The sequence below is a fragment of the Kitasatospora sp. MAP12-44 genome, assembly GCF_029892095.1.
Taxonomy (GTDB): domain Bacteria; phylum Actinomycetota; class Actinomycetes; order Streptomycetales; family Streptomycetaceae; genus Kitasatospora.
In genome coordinates, this window is sequence record NZ_JARZAE010000004.1 from 2,256,881 (window position 1) to 2,274,533 (window position 17,653).

Annotated in this window: 14 protein-coding genes, 1 tRNA gene and 1 pseudogene; 11 read left to right on the forward strand and 5 right to left on the reverse strand. The window is 69.3% G+C overall.

Features of this window, described 5'->3' with window-relative positions:
• Positions 1-239 precede the first annotated feature (239 nt).
• The 6 genes from P3T34_RS10635 (at position 240) to P3T34_RS10660 (ending at position 6,970) form a co-directional block, all read left to right on the forward strand.
• Positions 240-692 (forward strand): hotdog fold thioesterase, encoded by a 453-nt coding sequence (locus P3T34_RS10635; protein WP_280665777.1) that lies wholly within the window; start codon positions 240-242, stop codon positions 690-692.
• Between the two features lie 626 nt (positions 693-1,318).
• Positions 1,319-2,548 carry a branched-chain amino acid ABC transporter substrate-binding protein gene (locus P3T34_RS10640; protein WP_280665778.1) on the forward strand — a complete coding sequence of 410 codons (1,230 nt, stop codon included), beginning with the start codon at positions 1,319-1,321 and terminating at the stop codon, positions 2,546-2,548.
• Positions 2,549-2,692: 144 nt separating this feature from the next.
• Positions 2,693-3,622, forward strand: coding sequence for a branched-chain amino acid ABC transporter permease (locus P3T34_RS10645; protein WP_280665779.1), 930 nt, complete (start codon positions 2,693-2,695; stop codon positions 3,620-3,622).
• Positions 3,623-3,642: 20 nt separating this feature from the next.
• A complete protein-coding gene (locus tag P3T34_RS10650) occupies positions 3,643-5,394 on the forward strand; it encodes a branched-chain amino acid ABC transporter permease (RefSeq protein WP_280665780.1) in 1,752 nt (583 codons plus the stop codon).
• A gap of 5 nt (positions 5,395-5,399) precedes the next feature.
• Positions 5,400-6,254: an ABC transporter ATP-binding protein gene (locus P3T34_RS10655; RefSeq protein WP_280665781.1), complete on the forward strand. Its 855-nt coding sequence runs from the start codon at positions 5,400-5,402 to the stop codon at positions 6,252-6,254.
• On the forward strand, positions 6,251-6,970 hold the full coding sequence (locus P3T34_RS10660) for an ABC transporter ATP-binding protein (RefSeq protein WP_280665782.1): 720 nt from the start codon (positions 6,251-6,253) through the stop codon (positions 6,968-6,970). The genes P3T34_RS10655 and P3T34_RS10660 overlap by 4 nt, the downstream gene beginning before the upstream one ends.
• A gap of 61 nt (positions 6,971-7,031) precedes the next feature.
• Here P3T34_RS10660 and P3T34_RS10665 read toward each other — a convergent pair whose 3' ends face one another.
• Positions 7,032-7,688 (reverse strand): response regulator, encoded by a 657-nt coding sequence (locus P3T34_RS10665; RefSeq protein WP_280665783.1) that lies wholly within the window; start codon positions 7,686-7,688, stop codon positions 7,032-7,034.
• A gap of 92 nt (positions 7,689-7,780) precedes the next feature.
• Here P3T34_RS10665 and P3T34_RS10670 point away from each other — a divergent pair.
• Positions 7,781-7,863 (forward strand) — tRNA-Leu (locus tag P3T34_RS10670).
• Positions 7,864-7,975: 112 nt separating this feature from the next.
• The gene (locus P3T34_RS10675) at positions 7,976-8,758 is read left to right on the forward strand and encodes a sigma-70 region 4 domain-containing protein (protein WP_280665784.1); all 783 of its coding nucleotides are present in this window, start codon (positions 7,976-7,978) and stop codon (positions 8,756-8,758) included.
• Positions 8,759-8,789: 31 nt separating this feature from the next.
• Here the strand turns inward: P3T34_RS10675 and P3T34_RS10680 are convergent.
• The 4 genes and pseudogenes from P3T34_RS10680 to pyk form a co-directional block, all read right to left on the reverse strand.
• Positions 8,790-10,185: pseudogene (locus tag P3T34_RS10680) on the reverse strand (FAD-dependent oxidoreductase).
• 71 nt (positions 10,186-10,256) lie between these two features.
• Positions 10,257-10,613, reverse strand: a complete 357-nt coding sequence (locus P3T34_RS10685) for a cupin domain-containing protein (protein ID WP_280665785.1) — start codon at positions 10,611-10,613, stop codon at positions 10,257-10,259.
• A 115-nt stretch (positions 10,614-10,728) separates the two neighbouring features.
• On the reverse strand, positions 10,729-12,228 hold the full coding sequence (locus P3T34_RS10690) for an APC family permease (protein ID WP_280665786.1): 1,500 nt from the start codon (positions 12,226-12,228) through the stop codon (positions 10,729-10,731).
• Positions 12,229-12,554: 326 nt separating this feature from the next.
• Complete coding sequence (gene pyk / locus P3T34_RS10695) at positions 12,555-13,982, reverse strand: pyruvate kinase (protein WP_280665787.1); 1,428 nt, start codon at positions 13,980-13,982, stop codon at positions 12,555-12,557.
• Between the two features lie 294 nt (positions 13,983-14,276).
• On the opposite strand from pyk, the gene P3T34_RS10700 reads away from it, so the two are divergent.
• From P3T34_RS10700 to P3T34_RS10710, 3 genes are read left to right on the forward strand one after another with little or no spacing between them, the layout of a single operon-like run.
• On the forward strand, positions 14,277-15,368 hold the full coding sequence (locus tag P3T34_RS10700) for a hypothetical protein (protein WP_280665788.1): 1,092 nt from the start codon (positions 14,277-14,279) through the stop codon (positions 15,366-15,368).
• A gap of 32 nt (positions 15,369-15,400) precedes the next feature.
• On the forward strand, positions 15,401-17,101 hold the full coding sequence (locus P3T34_RS10705; RefSeq protein ID WP_280665789.1) for a VWA domain-containing protein: 1,701 nt from the start codon (positions 15,401-15,403) through the stop codon (positions 17,099-17,101).
• On the forward strand, positions 17,088-17,627 hold the full coding sequence (locus tag P3T34_RS10710) for a hypothetical protein (protein WP_280665790.1): 540 nt from the start codon (positions 17,088-17,090) through the stop codon (positions 17,625-17,627). The genes P3T34_RS10705 and P3T34_RS10710 overlap by 14 nt, the downstream gene beginning before the upstream one ends.
• Positions 17,628-17,653: the final 26 nt, after the last annotated feature.

The window sequence follows — 17,653 nt, forward strand, 5'->3', positions numbered from 1 at the left end:
GGGGCCGCGCCCCCGGCCGATCGCCACTCGCCGCACCCTGTACCGCACTCTGCGTAGCCACGTCAACGTCCGTTCCTGCCGACTCCACTGCCCGTCACTGAATCCTAGAGCCCGGCACCGACAACGGACGCCGCGACGCAGTTCCCCCGCCCTCCCCCGCCCCACCTTGGCGCGCGCCGGTCGTACGATCGCGCAAGGCCACACCCCGCGGCCGTCCGTCAACCGGTAGGAGAGACAGCATGACCGAGGCGACCCCCAAGCTCGACGTGCCGCAGGACGTCCTCGACCACTTCGCCAAGCTGGGCGTCGAGCCGTCCACCTTCTCCGGGGGAGCGCTCGGCGAGAAGCTGGGCATCCGGATCGTCGAGGCGTCCGGCGACCGAGTGGTCGGCACCATGCCGGTGGAGGGCAACCAGCAGCCGTACGGCCTGCTGCACGGCGGCGCCTCGGCCGCGCTGGCCGAGACGCTCGGCTCGGTGGGCGCGATGCTGCACGCGGGCCCGGGCCGCTACGCGGTCGGCGTGGACCTCAACGTCACCCACCACCGCTCGGCCACCTCGGGCCTGGTGACCGCGGTCGCGACGGCCGTGTTCAAGGGCCGCACCGCCGCGACGTACGAGATCGCCATCACCGACGACACCGGCCGGCGGATCACCAGCTGCCGCCTGACCTGCGCCCTGCGCGACCTGTAAGCCTTTCCGACCCCGCCTGACCTCGCCTGACCATCCGTCAAAAGCTCTGCTGCGCCCCCTTGTTTGGCCCCTGCCCCGCCTGGGCAGATCCTCGCCGACAAGGGGGCTTTCGCATGTCCGAGGCAAGTCCGGGGCAAGCGTGCGGGAGCCGGGCGCTTTTACTCGACCGTAACACTGCGTAACAATCGAACCGGGCGACGGCACGGCGAGCGGGCGGTCCGTTTCGACCGCCCGCAGGCGACCGGCGCCCTTCGGTCGACCCCGGAATCCGTTATCCGGACGCGTGCGACCGGCCAACCCCCCTCGGACACTCCTGATCGATTATCGGACGCATCGGCCACCACCCTTTCACCCAGCCGGTTTTGACCCCTATCGCCACCACCGGCCCAGTACCGCCCGGAATTTCGCACCCGCGAAGTCCAACATATGAGACACGGCATGCCAGTGCTCATAACAAGAGAATCACAGGACACCCACACCCCTGCCAGAGCCGCCCCGCGCGCTCTAGAGTCACGGCCAGTCACCGCGCCACCGGATCGGGCTCATCCAGTTCGGGCATGCCCCAGCGCGCGACCCGGCACCGAGTCGACCCCGACCCGGCGCTTCCTGACCAGAAGGGGACCCTCGTGCGTCATCGTTCACTGCTCGTCCTGAGCATCGCCCTCACCGGAGCGCTCACCGTGACCGCCTGCGGCTCCCGCGGCGCCAGCAAGTCCGGCGGCGACAGCGCGGCCGGCACCACCGTCACCATCGGCGTCGACGCCCCGCTCTCCGGCGAGAACTCGGCCACCGGCCTCGGCATCCAGTACGGCGTGCAGATCGCCGTCGACGACGCCAACAAGAACAAGACCGTCCCCGGCGTCACCTTCAAGGTCAAGGCCCTGGACGACCAGGCGCAGCCCGCCACCGGCCAGCAGAACGCCACCTCCCTGGTCGCCGACAGCAGCGTCCTCGGCGTCGTCGGCCCGCTCAACTCCGGTGTCGCGCAGTCGATGCAGCAGGTCTTCGAGACCGCCAACCTGGTCGAGATCTCGCCCTCCAACACCAACCCCGCGCTCACCCAGGGCCCCAACTGGGCGGCCGGCACCAAGGTCCGCGGCTACAAGACCTACTTCCGCACCGCCACCACCGACGCCCTGCAGGGCGCCTACGCCGCCCAGTACGCGTCGGGCACCGCCAAGAAGAAGAACGCCTTCGTCGTCGACGACAAGCAGACCTACGGCGCCGGCCTGGCCGGGATCTTCAAGGACTCCTTCACCAAGGACGGCGGCGCCATCGCCGGCACCGACCACGTCTCCACCGGTGACAAGGACTTCTCCACCCTGGTCACCAAGATCAAGGCGTCCGGCGCCGACATGCTCTACTACGGCGGCCAGTACGACGAGGCCTCGCTGCTCTCCAAGCAGCTCAAGGCCGCCGGCGACGCCATCCCGCTGATGGGCGGCGACGGCATCTTCTCCGCCACCTACATCTCGGTCGGCGGCGCCGGCACCGAGGGCGACCTCGCCACCTCGGTCGGCTCCCCGGTCGACGGCCTGGCCACCGCCCAGGACTTCATCGCCAAGTACAAGGCCGCCAAGTACCCCGGCGACTACGGCACCTACGGCGGCTACTCCTACGACGCCGCCACCGCCATCATCAAGGCCGTCGGCAGCGTGGCCGCCGCCAACGGCGGCAAGATCCCCTCCGACGCCCGCGCCAAGGTCGTCGACGGCGTGCAGAAGAGCGACTTCGACGGCATCGCCGGCCACGTCTCCTTCGACGCCTTCGGCGACACCACCAACAAGCAGCTGACCGTCTACCAGGTCACCGGCGGCAAGTGGGTCTCCGTCAAGACCGGCGCCTTCAACGGCTGACCCAGCCCCACCTCACGACCCAGCCCCACCTCACGACCCCGGGCCGCGCGCGCACACCAGAGCCGCGCGGCCCCCTCGTCCCCCCACCCCACGAGACGCCACGCTCTCCACAGCGACCTCTCCACAGCGACATGGAGGCTTGCGGTGCACACCCTGCCGCAACAACTCGCCAACGGGCTGTTCCTAGGCTCGACTTACGGCCTGATCGCCATCGGCTACACGATGGTGTACGGCATCGTGCAGCTCATCAACTTCGCCCACGGCGAGATCTTCATGACCGGAGGATTCGGCGCTCTCACCGTCTACCTGGTCCTCCCGCACGGCACCTCGCTCTGGCTCGCCCTGCCGCTGATGCTCGTCGGCGGCGCCGCCACCTCGGTGCTGATAGCCCTGGGCGCCGAACGGTTCGCCTACCGGCCGCTGCGCGGCGCACCCCGGCTCGCCCCGCTGATCGCGGCCATCGGCCTCTCGCTCGCCCTCCAGCAGGCCGTGCACAACCTCTACCCGCAGGCCACCAGCGCCCGGGTCTTCCCGCAGATCCCCAGCGGTCCCTGGCACCTGGGCGGCGTCGACATCCAGTCCGGCGACCTCTTCACCGTCATCGCCGCACCGATCTGCATGGTCGTGCTGGCCCTGTTCGTCCGCAAGTCCCGCACCGGCCGCGCCATGCAGGCCACCGCCCAGGACTCGGACACCGCCCAGCTGATGGGCATCGACACCAACCGGATCATCGCCACCGCCTTCGCCATCGGCGCCGTCTTCGCCGCCGTCGCCGCCATCTGCTACGGCCTGCGCTACGGCCAGGTCAGCTACGACATGGGCTTCGAAGCCGGCCTCAAGGCGTTCACCGCGGCCGTCCTCGGCGGTATCGGCAACATCTACGGCGCGATGCTCGGCGGACTGGTCCTCGGCCTCGCCGAAGCCCTCGCCACCGCCTACATCGCCGACATCCCCGGCATGCACCAGCTCGGCGGGCAGGCCTGGTCCCCGGTCTGGGCCTTCGTCCTGCTGATCCTGGTCCTGCTGCTGCGACCACAAGGGCTACTCGGCGAACGCGTAGCGGACCGGGCCTGAGGGCGGAGGAGGACACCACCATGGACACCAGCCAGTTCATCCCCCGCCTGCGCACCGCAGCCGGCGGCCGACTCGCCAACCTGGAAGGCACCCTGCCGCCCGGCGCGGCCCGCGCCCTGACCGCCGGCGGCGCCGTCCTGACCATCGCCTCGGCCTTCCTCTCCTGGACCTGGACCGCCGACTTCCCCGGCGACCTCACCGTCGCCGGCTACCCCGGCGGCCTGCAGTGGCTCACCGTCACCGCCGGCCTGCTGCTCCTGCTCCAGGCGCTCGCCGCCTACAACCTGCGCGGCCTGTGCTGGCTCGCCCCCACCGGGCACACCCGGCCGCTGCGCTGGCTCGCCCTCGGCGCGCTCGCCACCACCTGGTTCACCCTGGGCGCGATCGCCTTCGAACTCGGCGGCCTGGCCAACCTCACCATCGGCGGCTGGATCGCCGGCGTCGCCGTCCTGCCCGCCCTGTACGGCACGCTGGCGCTGCCCACCGACCAGCACCCAGCGGGCAAACCGCAGGCCGCACCCGCCTGGCAGGAGCGGCTGGTGGTCACCGCCATCGCCGCGCTGGGCCTGGGCATCTTCACCTACGGCATCGACACCTCCTACGGCGAGCTCTTCGAAGGCTTCCTGGTCACCGTCGTCTTCACCGCCGCTGCTCACGTCCGGTCCGGCCTCTTCGAGCGGATCTCCGCGCTGCTCGCCCGGCAGCGGCCGTTCGCGATGGCTGCCGCCTTCGCGGCCGCCGCGCTCTTCCCGCTCACCCAGCACGACGACCACAACGCGAACATCGGCGTCAACATCCTGATCTTCGCCACCGTCGCGCTCGGCCTGAACATCGTGGTCGGCCTCACCGGCCTGCTCGACCTCGGCTACGTCGCCTTCCTCGGCGTCGGCGCCTACACGGCCGCGCTGATCTCCGGCTCGCCGTACTCGCCCTTCCACAGCGCCCAGGTCCCGTTCTGGATCGCCGCGCTGGCCGGGGCCGCGGTCTCGCTGGTCTTCGGCGTGCTCATCGGCGCCCCCACCCTGCGGCTGCGCGGCGACTACCTCGCCATCGTCACGCTCGGCTTCGGTGAGATCTTCCGGATCATGGTGAACAACCTGGACGGCTCGTCCGGCCCCAAGATCACCAACGGTCCGAACGGCATCCCCGACATCCCCGACATCAGCATCTTCGGCCTCAGCCTCGGCAACGCCCACAGCTTCGGCCCCTTCACCATCGGACGCTTCGCCAACTACTTCCTGCTGATGCTGGTCGTCACCCTGATCGTCATCGCGGTCTTCAGCCGGGCCGGCAACTCCCGCATCGGGCGCGCCTGGATCGCGATCCGCGAGGACGAGACGGCCGCCGAGGCGATGGGCATCAACGGCTTCCGGGTCAAGCTCACCGCCTTCGCGCTGGGCGCCGCCCTGGCCGGCCTGGCCGGCACCGTCAGCGCCCACGTCACCTACAACGTGGTGCCCAGCCCGTACCAGTTCGCCGGCTCCGCCCCGCCCAACTCGGCCTTCCTGCTGGCCGCCGTCGTCCTCGGCGGCATGGGGACGGTCAGCGGCCCGCTGCTCGGCGCCTCGCTGCTCTACCTGATCCCCGAGAAGCTCGAGTTCCTGCAGAAGTACCAGCTGCTCGCCTTCGGCGTCGCCCTCATCCTGCTGATGCGCTTCCGGCCCGAGGGCATCGTCGCCAACCGGCGCCGCCAACTGGAGTTCCACGAGGCCGACATCCCCGCACAGGGCGGCGGCACCGACACCACCACCCTCAGCACGGCAGGGGCGTGAGGACCATGACCAGCATCACCAAGGCGGCCACCGCCGCCACGGCCACAGCGGCGCCCCTGCTGGACGCCCGGGGCGTCACCATGCGCTTCGGCGGCCTGACCGCCGTCAACAACGTCGACCTGACGGTCAGCGAGGGCGAGATCATCGGTCTGATCGGCCCCAACGGCGCCGGCAAGACCACCTTCTTCAACTGCCTGACCGGCCTGTACGTCCCCACCGAAGGCACCGTCAGCTACCGCGACAAGGTCCTGCCGCCCAAGCCCCACCTGGTCACCCAGGCCGGCATCGCGCGCACCTTCCAGAACATCCGGCTGTTCGCCAACATGACCGTTCTGGAGAACGTCCTGGTCGGCCGGCACAGCCGCACCAAGGAGGGCCTGATCTCCGCGCTGATCCGCGGCCCCGGCTACCGGCGGGCCGAGGCCGACAGCCGCGAGAAGGCCATGGAACTGCTCGCCTTCACCGGCCTGGACAAGAAGGCCGACCACCTGGCCCGCAACCTCCCCTACGGCGAGCAGCGCAAGCTGGAGATCGCCCGGGCGCTGGCCAGCGAACCCGGCCTGCTGCTGCTCGACGAGCCGACGGCGGGCATGAACCCGCAGGAGACCCGGGCCGCCGAGGAACTCGTCTTCGCCATCCGGGACAAGGGCGTCGCGATCCTGGTCATCGAGCACGACATGCGGTTCATCTTCAACCTCTGCGACCGCACGGCCGTGCTGGTGCAGGGTCAGAAGATCGTCGAGGGTGACCGGGAGACCGTCCAGGGCGACGAGCGGGTGATCACCGCGTACCTCGGGGAACCGCTGGAGACTGTCACGGACAGCGTGGAGAGCGCGCAGAGCACGGAGACCACCGAATGAGCACCGCACTCCTGGAGGTCACCGACCTCCGCGTCGCCTACGGCAAGATCGAGGCCGTCAAGGGCATCAGCTTCACCGTCAACCAGGGCGAGGTCACCACCCTGATCGGCACCAACGGCGCCGGCAAGACCACCACCCTGCGCACCCTCTCCGGCCTGCTGAAGCCCACCGCCGGCTCGATCCTCTTCGACGGCCAGACGCTCAACACCGTCCCCGCGCACAAGATCGTCTCGCTGGGCCTGGCCCACTCCCCCGAGGGCCGGCACATCTTCCCCCGGATGACCATCGAGGAGAACCTGCTGCTCGGCGCGTTCCTGCGCAAGGACGCGCCCGGCATCACCGAGGACATCGAGCGCGCCTACACGCTCTTCCCGATCCTCGGCGAACGCCGAAAGCAGGCCGCCGGCACCCTGTCCGGCGGCGAGCAGCAGATGCTCGCGATGGGACGGGCGCTGATGTCACGGCCCAAGCTGCTGATGCTCGACGAGCCGTCGATGGGCCTCTCGCCGATCATGATGCAGAAGATCATGGCGACCATCGTCGAACTCAAGGCCAGCGGCACCACCATCCTGCTGGTCGAGCAGAACGCCCAGGCGGCGCTGTCGCTCTCCGACCAGGGGTACGTGATGCAGACCGGGCACATCGTGCTGACCGGCACGGGCGCCGAACTGCTGACGGACGAGTCGGTCCGCAAGTCCTACCTCGGCGAGGACTAGCGACAGACAGACGGAAGGGACCGGCCGCGCGGCAGCGCGCGGCCGGTCCCTTCCGCGTCTCTCAGCTCTCGGCGGCCTCGGACTTCTTCTTGCTGTCCTGCGCCACGCCCTCCTCGATCACGGCCTCCGCGACGGCGGCCATGGTCATCCGGCGGTCCATCGAGGTCTTCTGGATCCAGCGGAAGGCCGCCGGCTCGTTCAACCCGAACTTCGTCTGCAGCACGCTCTTCGCCCGGTCCACCAGCTTGCGCGTCTCCAACCGCTGGGTGAGGTCGGCGATCTCCTCCTCCAGCGTCCGCATCTCGGTGTAGCGGGACACCGCCATCTCGATCGCGGGCACCAGGTCGCTCTTGGAGAACGGCTTGACGATGTACGCCATCGCCCCCGCGTCCCGCGCCCGGTCCACCAACTCCCGCTGCGAGAACGCGGTCAGCATCAGCACCGGCGCCAGGTGCGCGTCATGGATCTGCTCGGCGGCGGAGAGCCCGTCCAGGATCGGCATCTTCACATCGAGGATGGCGAGGTCGGGGCGCAGCTCCTCGACCAGCTTCACCGCTGTCGCACCGTCACCGGCCTCACCGACAACGATGTAGCCCTCCTCCTCCAGCATCTCCTTGAGGTCGAGGCGAATCAGCGCCTCGTCCTCGGCGATGACAATTCGGGTGATCTGGGACAAGTCGGTCTCAAGCGCCTGGGGCTGCTCGTCGGCGGTGCTCACGGGGCTCCTCGTTCCGGCGGGGTACTGCATGCACGAGGGTACCTAGACCCGTGTGCGGGCACACACCCGCTATACTTCTCAAAGCTTCCCAGGCCGGGTTGGTGGAATGGCATACACAGAAGCCTCAAAAGCTTCCGCCTGAAAGGGCTTGCGGGTTCGAATCCCGCACCCGGCACCCTTATTTACCTTTGAATTCAAAGTCGCAAGCGTCGCTGCGAGATTCATCACTTCGAGTGATCAACGCCGCATCGTCCAACATCTGGACTCCGACGACGGATGCTGGCCGCATGGCCGTTCGATCAACCCGCGACGAAGCCGTTCTCCTACTGAGGAACGGTGTCCCCAACGCCGAGGTAGCACGCCGACTTGGCGTCCCCATCGGGACTGTTGGCTCCTGGAAGCACGATGACCGTGCAAAGCACAGCGAACTCCCCGGCCGGAAGCTGTCGACCTGCCCATTCTGCTACGGCGACGAGTTGGACCAGCCCGCGTATGCATACCTGCTGGGCCTCTACCTGGGCGACGGCCACATCATCCAACCCAAGCAGCACCGGACCCACAATCTGGCTATCACCTGTGGCGACAAGTGGCCCGGCCTGATGGACGCCGCCGAGCTCGCCATGCGCCGTGTCCTGCCGAACAACAAGCCCTGCCGCGTGCGCAAGACCGGGTGTCGCGACGTCAAGGTCTACTCAACCCACCTGACCTGCATCTTTCCTCAGCACGGCCCCGGCAAGAAGCACGAACGCCTGATAGCCCTGGAACCCTGGCAGCAGGTCATCGTCGACGCTCACCCGTGGGAGCTGATCCGCGGGCTGATCCACTCCGACGGGTGTCGGATCGTCAACTGGGCCACCCGCACCGTCAACGGTGAGGTCCGACGGCATGAGTACCCGCGGTACTTCTTCACCAACACGTCCACCGACATCCTGCGCATCTTCACGGACACCCTCAACTCGGTGGGCGTGGAGTGGAAAGCAGCGCGGCGCACCAACGGCGGGGTCAACGTCTCCGTCGCCCGCAAGGCGTCCGTCGCGCTGATGGACGAGCACATCGGCCCCAAGTACTAACGTACTTGGGGCCGAAGGGAACGGTCACCGCTCAGCTGTCGAAGCCCAGGCCCAGCCGGTCCAGCGTCTTCAGCCAGACGTTCCGCCGCCCCGCGTTGCGGTCCGCGCGGTCGAGGGACCACTTCGTCAGTTCGATGCCCGCCCAGCGCACCGGCTCCGGGGGGAACGGGAGGGGCTTGCGGCGGACCATCTCCAGGGCGGTGCGCTCCGTCGTCTGCCCGGCCAGCAGGTCGAGCATCACCTCCGCGCCGAAGCGGGTGGCGCCGACGCCGAGGCCGGTGTAGCCGGCGGCGTAGGCGACCTTGCCCTTGTACGCCGTGTCGAAGAAGGCGGAGAAGCGCGTGCAGGTGTCGATCGCGCCGCCCCAGGCGTGGGTGAAGCGCAGGCCTTCCAGCTGGGGGAAGGTCTGGAAGAAGTGCGTGGCCAGCGTCCGGTAGGTCTGCGGGCGCTGGTCGTACTCGGCGCGGAGCTTGCCGCCGAAGTTGTAGATGGCGTCGTAGCCGCCCCACAGGATCCGGTTGTCGGCCGACAGCCGGTAGTAGTGGAACTGGTTGGCGCTGTCGCCGATGCCCTGGCGGTTCTGCCAGCCGATCGCGGCGAGCTGCTCGGCGGTCAGCGGCTCGGTCATCATCGCGTAGTCGTAGACCGGCACGGTGTACGGGCGGGCCCGCTTGACCAGCGAGGGGAAGACGTTGGTCCCGAGCGCCACCCGGCCGGCGAAGATCCGTCCGTAGGGGGTGCGGACGGCCATGCCGGTGCCGGACTCGGCGAGGTCGGTGGCGCGGGTGTGCTCGTAGAGGCGCACGCCCTGGTCGCGGCAGGCCTGCTTGAGGCCCCAGGCGAGCTTGGCCGGGGTTGACCATCGCGACGCCGTCCTTCTCCCAGAGCGCGCCGAGGTAGGTCGGTGAGTTGACCTGGGCGCGGATCTGGTCGGTGTCCAGCAGTTCGCAGTCGGCGCCGAAGCTGGCTGCCAGGTCGGCGAGTTCACGCAGGTCGTCGAGCTGGTAGGGCTCGGTGGCGACGTCGAGTTCGCCGGTGCGCTCCCAGTCGCAGGCGATGCCGTAGCGCTGGACGCTGTCCTCGATGGCCTGGAGGTTCTGGGCGCCGAGCTTCTCCAGCTGGGCCAGCTCCTTGGGCCAGCGCTCCAGGCCGTTGCCGAGGCCGTGGGTGAGGCTGGCCGCGCAGAAGCCGCCGTTGCGTCCGGAGGCCGCCCAGCCGACCTCGTTGCCCTCGATCAGGACCACGTCGAGCGAGGGGTCGCGCTCCTTGGCGATCAGCGCGGTCCACAGGCCGCTGTAGCCGCCGCCGACCACCAGCAGGTCGCAGCGGACGTCCCCGACCAGGGCGGAGTCGGCCTGCGGCCGCGCGGGGTCGTCCAGCCAGAACGGGGTGGGCTTGACGTCCTTGAGGGAGAGGGCGGGATCCACGGGGTCGTTCCTTTTTTCGCGGGGGCGTGGGGGGAGCGTGGGGGGTCTCAGTAAGGGAGGGGGAAGGACGGTCAGCCGTCCTCGCTCACGGTGATGACGTACGCCTTGCGCAGCGTCTCGTGCACGGTCCAGACCGTCCGGTCGCCTTCGTGCAGGACGGCAAGGTCGCCTGGGCCGACGTTCAGCGTGGGGCCGTCGGCGATCTCGACGGTGGCGCGGCCGCTGATCACCACGAACAGCTCGTCGGCTTCGGTGTCGGTCACCACGCCCGGGGTGATCTGCCAGATTCCGCGCAACTGCCGACCGTCCTCGGATTCCCAGAGGACCTTTCCGGTGACCTGGGGGTCGCCGGAGACGATGCTCGACGGGTCCAGCGGCTCGGGCTCCAGCTCGACGTCGGGAATATGCAGAGCGAAACTGTTGGTCATAACAGGACGCTATCCGCTCGCCATCAAACTGGGCAGGATGCAGATTGTGTCGTTGAAGCGGAATGCGGTGACACCCCGTAAATCGGGTTGCCACCGCACCGACTACCAGTTCATTTCAGGTGCGCGCGACCACCGCGTGACTGGTCGCCTCGGCCAGCCACGCGGTATACGCCGGGCTTCCGGGGCTGAGGTCGAGCGTCGGGTCGATCCGGGCCTTTCGCGCCCGCCACCACTCCAGCGGGAGGTAGAGCAGGCAGGACCCGGCGACGATGACGAGGCAGTAGGTGACCGCCTGCGTGCCGTTCTGCGAGTACTGCTCCCAGCCTGCCCAGCCGCAGACGCTGACCAGGCAGAGCACGATGCCGGCGATGCTGTACCAGCCGCCGGGGATCCGGTAGGGCCGCTCCAGCTCGGGCTCCTTGATCCGCAGCGCGATCAGCGCGGCGACCTCCAGCAGGATGCCGATGTTGGTGAGGAAGACGTCGAAGATGACCAGGTTGGTGAAGCTGCTGAGGCAGAACAGCGCGTAGATGGTCGAGGAGCCGATGATCGAGACGATCGGCATCCGGTAGCGCCGGGACTCCTTGGCCACCCACTTCGGGAAGTAGCCGTCCTGGGCGAGGACCATCGGCAGGCGGGAGTTGGAGGCGAGCAGCGCCGAGAACATCGCGACGGCTGCGAACATCCCGCCGACGGTGACGGTCACCTGCAGCCACGGGCCGGCCAGTTGCTTGGCGACGTCCGAGAACGAGCCGGCCTGCCACTTCTTCCAGCCGGCGTCGCCGTCGGGGCCGGTGGCCAGCGAGGCGAGGGTGGGCAGCAGGTAGCCGACCATGATCAGCACCATCGCCATGGCGAGCGCCTTGGGCAGGTGCTTGCGGGGGTTCTCCATCTCTCCGGCGACGTTGGAGACGCTGTCCCAGCCGGAGTAGTTCCACATGACGATGAACAGGCCGGAGCCGAAGGCGTTCCAGGTGGACTGGTCGGACGAACTGGTCAGCGAGCTGACCGGGTTGATGCCGTGGCCGACCAGGTGGGCGACGCCGACGACGGTGAGGATGACCATCGGCGTCAGGCAGATCAGGGCGAAGACGACCGAGGACTCACCGACCCAGCCGGCGCCGAGCAGGTTGACCAGGGTGAAGACGGCGATGACCGCGAGGCAGATGAACCAGTTCAGGTCGAACTGGAGGTGTCCGACGGTGAACAGCACGTGCTTGCCGGGTGCCACGGCGGACGCCAGGCTCTGCAGGTAGCTGGTGAAGAGGACCGGGTAGAGCGCCATGTCGACGAAGCTGCACACCCATTGCAGGATTCCCTGCTGGAAGCCCCAGAACTTTCCGAGGCCTTTCTTCACCCAGTGGTAGTAGCCGCCCTCGACGGGAATGGCGGTGCCGAGTTCGGCGCAGATCAGTGAATTCGGCACGCTGTAGATCAGTGGCGTGACGATGATCAGCACAATGGCCATACCGGGCCCGGAGGTGGAGAAGAGTGACTCGATACCGTAAGCGCCTCCGGAGACGCTGAAGAAGATCAACGCGACCAGCGGCATCAGGCGCACCCGCTTGGGGGCGAGGCCGCGCTTCACGTACTGGTCCACGGGTATGGCGGTCAATGGTCACCTCTGGGGGGAATCGGCTCGCGGTACCTCGGTGCCGAGGCGGTGCGGGCGAGGCATCGGCCTGTGGGGGCAGGACGGCGTTGCGCAGGACGGCATTGCGGCTGGTGTCAGCGGTGAGACTTCGACCGGCACGAAGATCCGCCGGTGTCCCTAGAGTTTCGGGCCTGCCCCCATCCCGGACAATCAAGCAAAGTGTCAAGCGTCAGTATGCAGTCTTAACAGGATGCCTACGCGACACCTACGCGAACGGGCGGCGCCCTCCCCGCAGAGGGAGGACGCCGCCCGTACGGACGCGGTGGTGGCCCGGCCAGGTGGCCCGGTCAGTTGTCCAGTTCGCCGACGTGGTGCACGCGCACCAGGTTGGTGGAGCCGGCGAGTCCGGGCGGGGAGCCGGCGGTGATGACGACGATGTCGCCGCGCTGGCAGCGGCCCAGGCTGAGCAGTTGGGCGTCCACCTGGGCGACCATCTCGTCGGTGGTGGGCACGAACGGGCCGAGGAAGGTCTCCACGCCCCAGGTGAGTGCCAACTGGCTGCGCACCGACGGCTCGTAGGTGAAGGCGAGGACCGGGATCGGCGAGCGGTAGCGGGTGAGGCGGCGGGCGGTGTCGCCGCTCTGGGTGAAGGCGATCAGGTACTTGGCGTTGAGGAAGTCGCCGATCTCGGCCGCCGCGCGGGCGACCGCGCCGCCCTGGGTGCGGGGCTTGCTGCGGACGGTGAGCGGCGGCAGGCCGGCCGCCAGGACGTCCTCCTCGGCGGCCTCGATGATCCGGCCCATGGTCTTGACCGTCTCGACGGGGTACTTGCCGACCGAGGTCTCGCCGGAGAGCATCACCGCGTCGGTGCCGTCCAGTACGGCGTTGGCGACGTCGGAGGCCTCGGCGCGGGTGGGCCGCGAGGCGTTGATCATCGAGTCGAGCATCTGGGTGGCGACGATGACGGGCTTGGCGTTGCGCTTGGCCAGCTTCACGGCGCGCTTCTGGACCAGCGGGACCTGCTCCAGCGGCATCTCGACACCGAGGTCGCCGCGGGCGACCATGATGCCGTCGAAGGCGTCGACGATCGAGTCGAGGTTCTCGACCGCCTGCGGCTTCTCCACCTTGGCGATGACGGGGAGGAAGCGCTCCTCCTCGCGCATCACGGTGTGCACGTCCTCGATGTCCTTGCCGCTGCGGACGAAGGAGAGGGCGATCAGGTCGGCGCCGATCCGCAGGGCCCAGCGCAGGTCGGCGACGTCTTTGTCGCTGAGCGCGGGCACCGAGACGGCGACTCCGGGCAGGTTGAGGCCCTTGTGGTCGGAGACCAGGCCGCCTTCGATGACGATGCAGTGCACCCGGGGTCCGTCGACGTGGGTGACCTCCAGGCAGACCCGGCCGTCGTCGACGAGGATCCGCTCGCCGCGCGAGACGTCGGCGGCGAGCCCCTTGTAGGTGGTGCCGCAGATCTCCCGGTCGCCGGGGACGTCCTCCACCGTGATGGTGAACTCGTCGCCGCGTTCAAGGAGTACGGGCCCCTCGGCGAATTTGTCGAGGCGGATCTTCGGGCCTTGGAGGTCGACCAGGATGCCGACGCTGCGGCCGGTCTCGTCCGCGGCCTTGCGGACGCGGCGGTAGCGCTCCTCGTGCTCGATGTGGGAGCCGTGGCTGAGATTGAAGCGGGCGATGTCCATGCCGGCGTCGACCAGGGCCTTGATCTGGTCGTACGAGTCGGTGGCTGGCCCGAGAGTACAGACGATTTTTGCTCGGCGCATGGGACTGAGCGTAAGCATTACCGGCGCGTAACAACGACCTCCGCAGGGTCGGCGGGATGACTGTTGCCGGAAGCTTGGCTGAACTTCCTGACGGCTGGTGACATCTCTTGTGGTCAGGCCCAGTTGGATCATTAGTTCCGACGCCCGATGCGATTCCGTGAAGGCTTGTTCACCCCTGGTTCATGTCTACGCCAGCCGGTGCTCGGGGCATGGCGGGAGGCTCTTCGCCCGGGAGGCTCCGGGGCCCGGTCGGCAGGCCTGCGACCAGTGGCCCGGATGGTGGAAGAGAGTGCCATGAAGCGTGTGGTGGGGGTGGTCGTCGCGCTGGTGCTGGTCGCCGGCGTGGCGGTGGTGGTGTGGCGCAGTTGCTGCGGGGGTGGCGGTGGGGGGCCGGCGCCGGTGGTGAGTACCCTGCACGGGGTGATCGGGTCCGAGAAGGCGGAGTTCTTCCGCGATCCGGGTGTTCAGCAGGCCCTGGCCGCCAAGGGGTTGAAGGTGGACGTGACCTCGGCCGGGTCGTTGGAGATGAGTGACCAGAGTGTGCGGGGCAATGACTTCGCGTTTCCGTCGAGTTCGGTGGTGGCCAACGACATCAAGGGGCTCAACCCGGTGCCGGTGCGGCCGTTCTACTCGCCGCTGGTGATCGTGGCGCACAGCTCGACGGCGCAGCTGCTGCTGCAGAACGGTCTGGCCGCCGAATCGCCTTCGGGTGTCTGGACGTTCAAGATGAGCGGTTATCTGGCGGCGCTGGCCAGGCAGACGACCTGGCAGAGCCTGCAGGGTGCTTCGAGCGACCCGGCGCTGACCGGGCGGTTGTACATCACCACCACCGATCCGGCTTCGTCCTCCTCGGGGGCGATCTACCTGGCGGTGATGTCGTATCTGCAGAACGGCGGCACGGTGGTGTCGGATCAGGCCGGGGTGACCCGCAGCAGTGCGCTGATGCGCTCCGTCACCGAGTTGCAGGGTGCTCAACTGCCGAGCAGTGACGGGCCGTTCCGTAACTTCGTGTCGGGTGTCGGCAATCCGCTGGTGTGGGTGTACGAGTCGCAGGTGGCCTCGGAGGCGTTGAAGGGGACGCTGCCGGCGGACACCGTGCTGCTGTATCCGGACACCACCTTCCTGAGTGACCACACGGTGGTCGAGTTGACGCCCGGGGCGTCGGCGCTGGCGGTCGCGCTGCGGGACGACCCGAAGTTGCAGGGCCTGGAGGCCAGGTTGGGGTTCCGGCCGGCCGGCAATCCGCAGGCGTTCGCCCAGGCGATGGCGTCGGCGAAGACCAAGGGCTTCGCTCCGGACTTGTCGGCGGCCGGGGTGGCCCAGGTGGCGATCCCCGCGACGCCGGTGATGCGGCAGTTGGTGGCGGCGGCCGAGGGGTCGGGCTGATGGGAGCGGGCACGGTGACACAAGGAGTGGCGATGCGGGGAGCGGCAGGGCACGGCGGGCCGTGGCGGCGGGGGCTGATCGGCGCGCTGGCGGTGCTGCTGGCCGCGGTGGCGGGGTGTTCCTCGACAGGGCCGAAGCCCTCGCCGGGTCCGTCGGGCGGGGCCTCGAACGGGGGCTCGAACGGCGTTTCCACCGCGCCGCCTGCCAGTGGCGCGCCAGTGACGCTGCGGGTGCTGGCGGGCAGCGAGCTGCAGGACATGGCGCCGATCCTGGACGATGCGCGCAAGGCGACCGGGGTGAGTGTGCAGTTCACCTACACCGGCACGCTGGACGGCGCCGACACGGTCACCTCGGGCAAGGCGGACGGCGCGTACGACGCGCTCTGGTTCCCCTCCAACCGCTATCTGCGCCTGGATCCGGCGGGGGCGGGCAAGTTGCTCTCGGAGACGCCGGTGATGGTCTCGCCGGTGGCGATCGGGGTGCGCTCCTCGCAACTGGCCGCGCTGGGCTGGGATCCCGCCAAGGTGACCTGGTCGCAGATCGGCCAGGCGGTGGCGGCGCAGAAGTTGACGTTCGGGATGTCGGATCCGTCGCGCTCCAACTCGGGCCTGTCGGCGCTGGTGGGGGTGGCGTCGGCGTTCTCGGGGGCGCAGTCGGCGCTGACCCAGGACGACGTGGCGAAGGCCTCGCCGGCGCTGCGGCAGTTCTTCACCGGCCAGAAGCTGACGTCGAGTTCCTCGGGTTTTCTGGCGCAGGCCTACCAGCGTTCGGCGCAGGGCGGTTCGGGGGTGCAGGTGGGCGCGCTGGTGAACTACGAGTCGGTGCTGCTGTCGCTGAACCGGACGCTGCCGGCGGCCGCCCAGTTGACGGTGATCAGGCCGCTGGACGGCGTGGTGTCGGCCGACTACCCGCTGACGCTGCTGAGTTCGGCCAAGGGCCCGGCGCAGGACGGTTTCCAGCGGTTGGCCGCGTATCTGCTCCGTCCCGAGGTGCAGCGCAAGATCTCGGACGTGACCGCGCGGCGCCCGGTGGTGGCGGGGGTCCCGCTGGGTGCGGGGCTGCCGAGTGACGTCCGCCCGGAGCTGCCGTTCCCGGGCAGCCGGGTGGTGGCCGACGCGTTGCTGTCGGCGTACCAGAACCAGCTGCGGCGCCCGTCGCGGACGGTCTACGTGCTGGACACCTCGGGGTCGATGGCCGGTCAGCGGCTGAGTTCGCTGCAGGCGGCGCTGATCCGGCTGACCGGGTCGGACGACTCGGGGTCGGTGGTGCGCTTCCGCGACCGGGAGGAGGTCACGCTGATCTCGTTCGCGGACTCGGTGAAGTGGGAGCATACGCACGCGGTGCCGGATCAGGCACCGGACGCGGCGCTGGCGGCGATCCGCTCGGATGTGCAGAGTCTGAGCGCCGGGGGTGGCACCGCGATCTACAGCACCCTGGAGGAGGCGTACAAGGTGGTGGCGCAGCAGCAGGCCGCCGCGCAGGACGACCGCTTCACGTCGATCGTGCTGATGACGGACGGGGAGAGCAACGAGGGGGCCTCGGCGGCGGACTTCGCGGCGTTCTACAAGGCGCTGCCGGCCTCGGGGCAGGCGGTGCCGGTCTTCCCGATCCTCTTCGGCGAGGGCGCCAAGCAGCAGTTGCAGGGCATCGCGGACACCACGGGGGGCCAGCTCTTCGACGGGGCGACGGGTGACCTGAGCAGTGTGTTCGAGGAGATCCGTGGCTACCAGTAGATCGCGCTGGCCGGCGTACTTCGGCTCGCGGGCGCATCTGCTGGGCAGCGGGGGCGGCGGCGTGGGTCTGGTGGTGGCGCTGTTCGCGCACACCGGTGGCTGGGGTCCGGCGGTGGTCACGGCGCTGTACGGGGCGGGCGCGGTACTGGGGCTGGCGTTCCCGCCGCCACCGCCGCCGCTGCCACCCGGGCCCGAGACGGAGACCAGGGCGGAGAGCGAGCCGGAGCCGGAGCTCGACCTGGTGGCGCAGCTGCATGAGGAGCTGGCGGAGCAGCACGACCGGGTGGCGCAGGCCGGCTGGCCGGAGCCGGACGCGCGGACGGCCCGCCGGCTGGTGCACGGGGTGGCCGACCGGATCTCCCCTGCGAGCGCGGTGCGGCTGCGGGCGGTGGTGGGCTCGGTGGTCCCGGCGGAGCTGGACCGCTACGAGCGCGGCAGCTCGTGGCAGCGCCTGGAGCCCAGCGATGCCCCGCCGGGTGCGGAGTTCGCCGAGCGGGTCCGCCTGGTACTGGAGAAGCTGCCCTGACGGCAGCGGGCAGCGGGCAGCGGGCA

Excerpts from the sequence above, each read along its gene's own strand:
- P3T34_RS10635 (WP_280665777.1), top strand. The coding sequence starts at position 240 with ATGACCGAGGCGACCCCCAAGCTCGACGTGCCGCAGGACGTCCTCGAC.
- P3T34_RS10650 (WP_280665780.1), top strand. The coding sequence starts at position 3,643 with ATGGACACCAGCCAGTTCATCCCCCGCCTGCGCACCGCAGCCGGCGGC.
- P3T34_RS10655 (WP_280665781.1), top strand. The coding sequence starts at position 5,400 with ATGACCAGCATCACCAAGGCGGCCACCGCCGCCACGGCCACAGCGGCG.
- P3T34_RS10660 (WP_280665782.1), top strand. The coding sequence starts at position 6,251 with ATGAGCACCGCACTCCTGGAGGTCACCGACCTCCGCGTCGCCTACGGC.
- P3T34_RS10675 (WP_280665784.1), top strand. The coding sequence starts at position 7,976 with ATGGCCGTTCGATCAACCCGCGACGAAGCCGTTCTCCTACTGAGGAAC.
- P3T34_RS10685 (WP_280665785.1), bottom strand. The coding sequence starts at position 10,613 with ATGACCAACAGTTTCGCTCTGCATATTCCCGACGTCGAGCTGGAGCCC.
- pyk (WP_280665787.1), bottom strand. The coding sequence starts at position 13,982 with ATGCGCCGAGCAAAAATCGTCTGTACTCTCGGGCCAGCCACCGACTCG.
- P3T34_RS10700 (WP_280665788.1), top strand. The coding sequence starts at position 14,277 with ATGAAGCGTGTGGTGGGGGTGGTCGTCGCGCTGGTGCTGGTCGCCGGC.
- P3T34_RS10705 (WP_280665789.1), top strand. The coding sequence starts at position 15,401 with ATGCGGGGAGCGGCAGGGCACGGCGGGCCGTGGCGGCGGGGGCTGATC.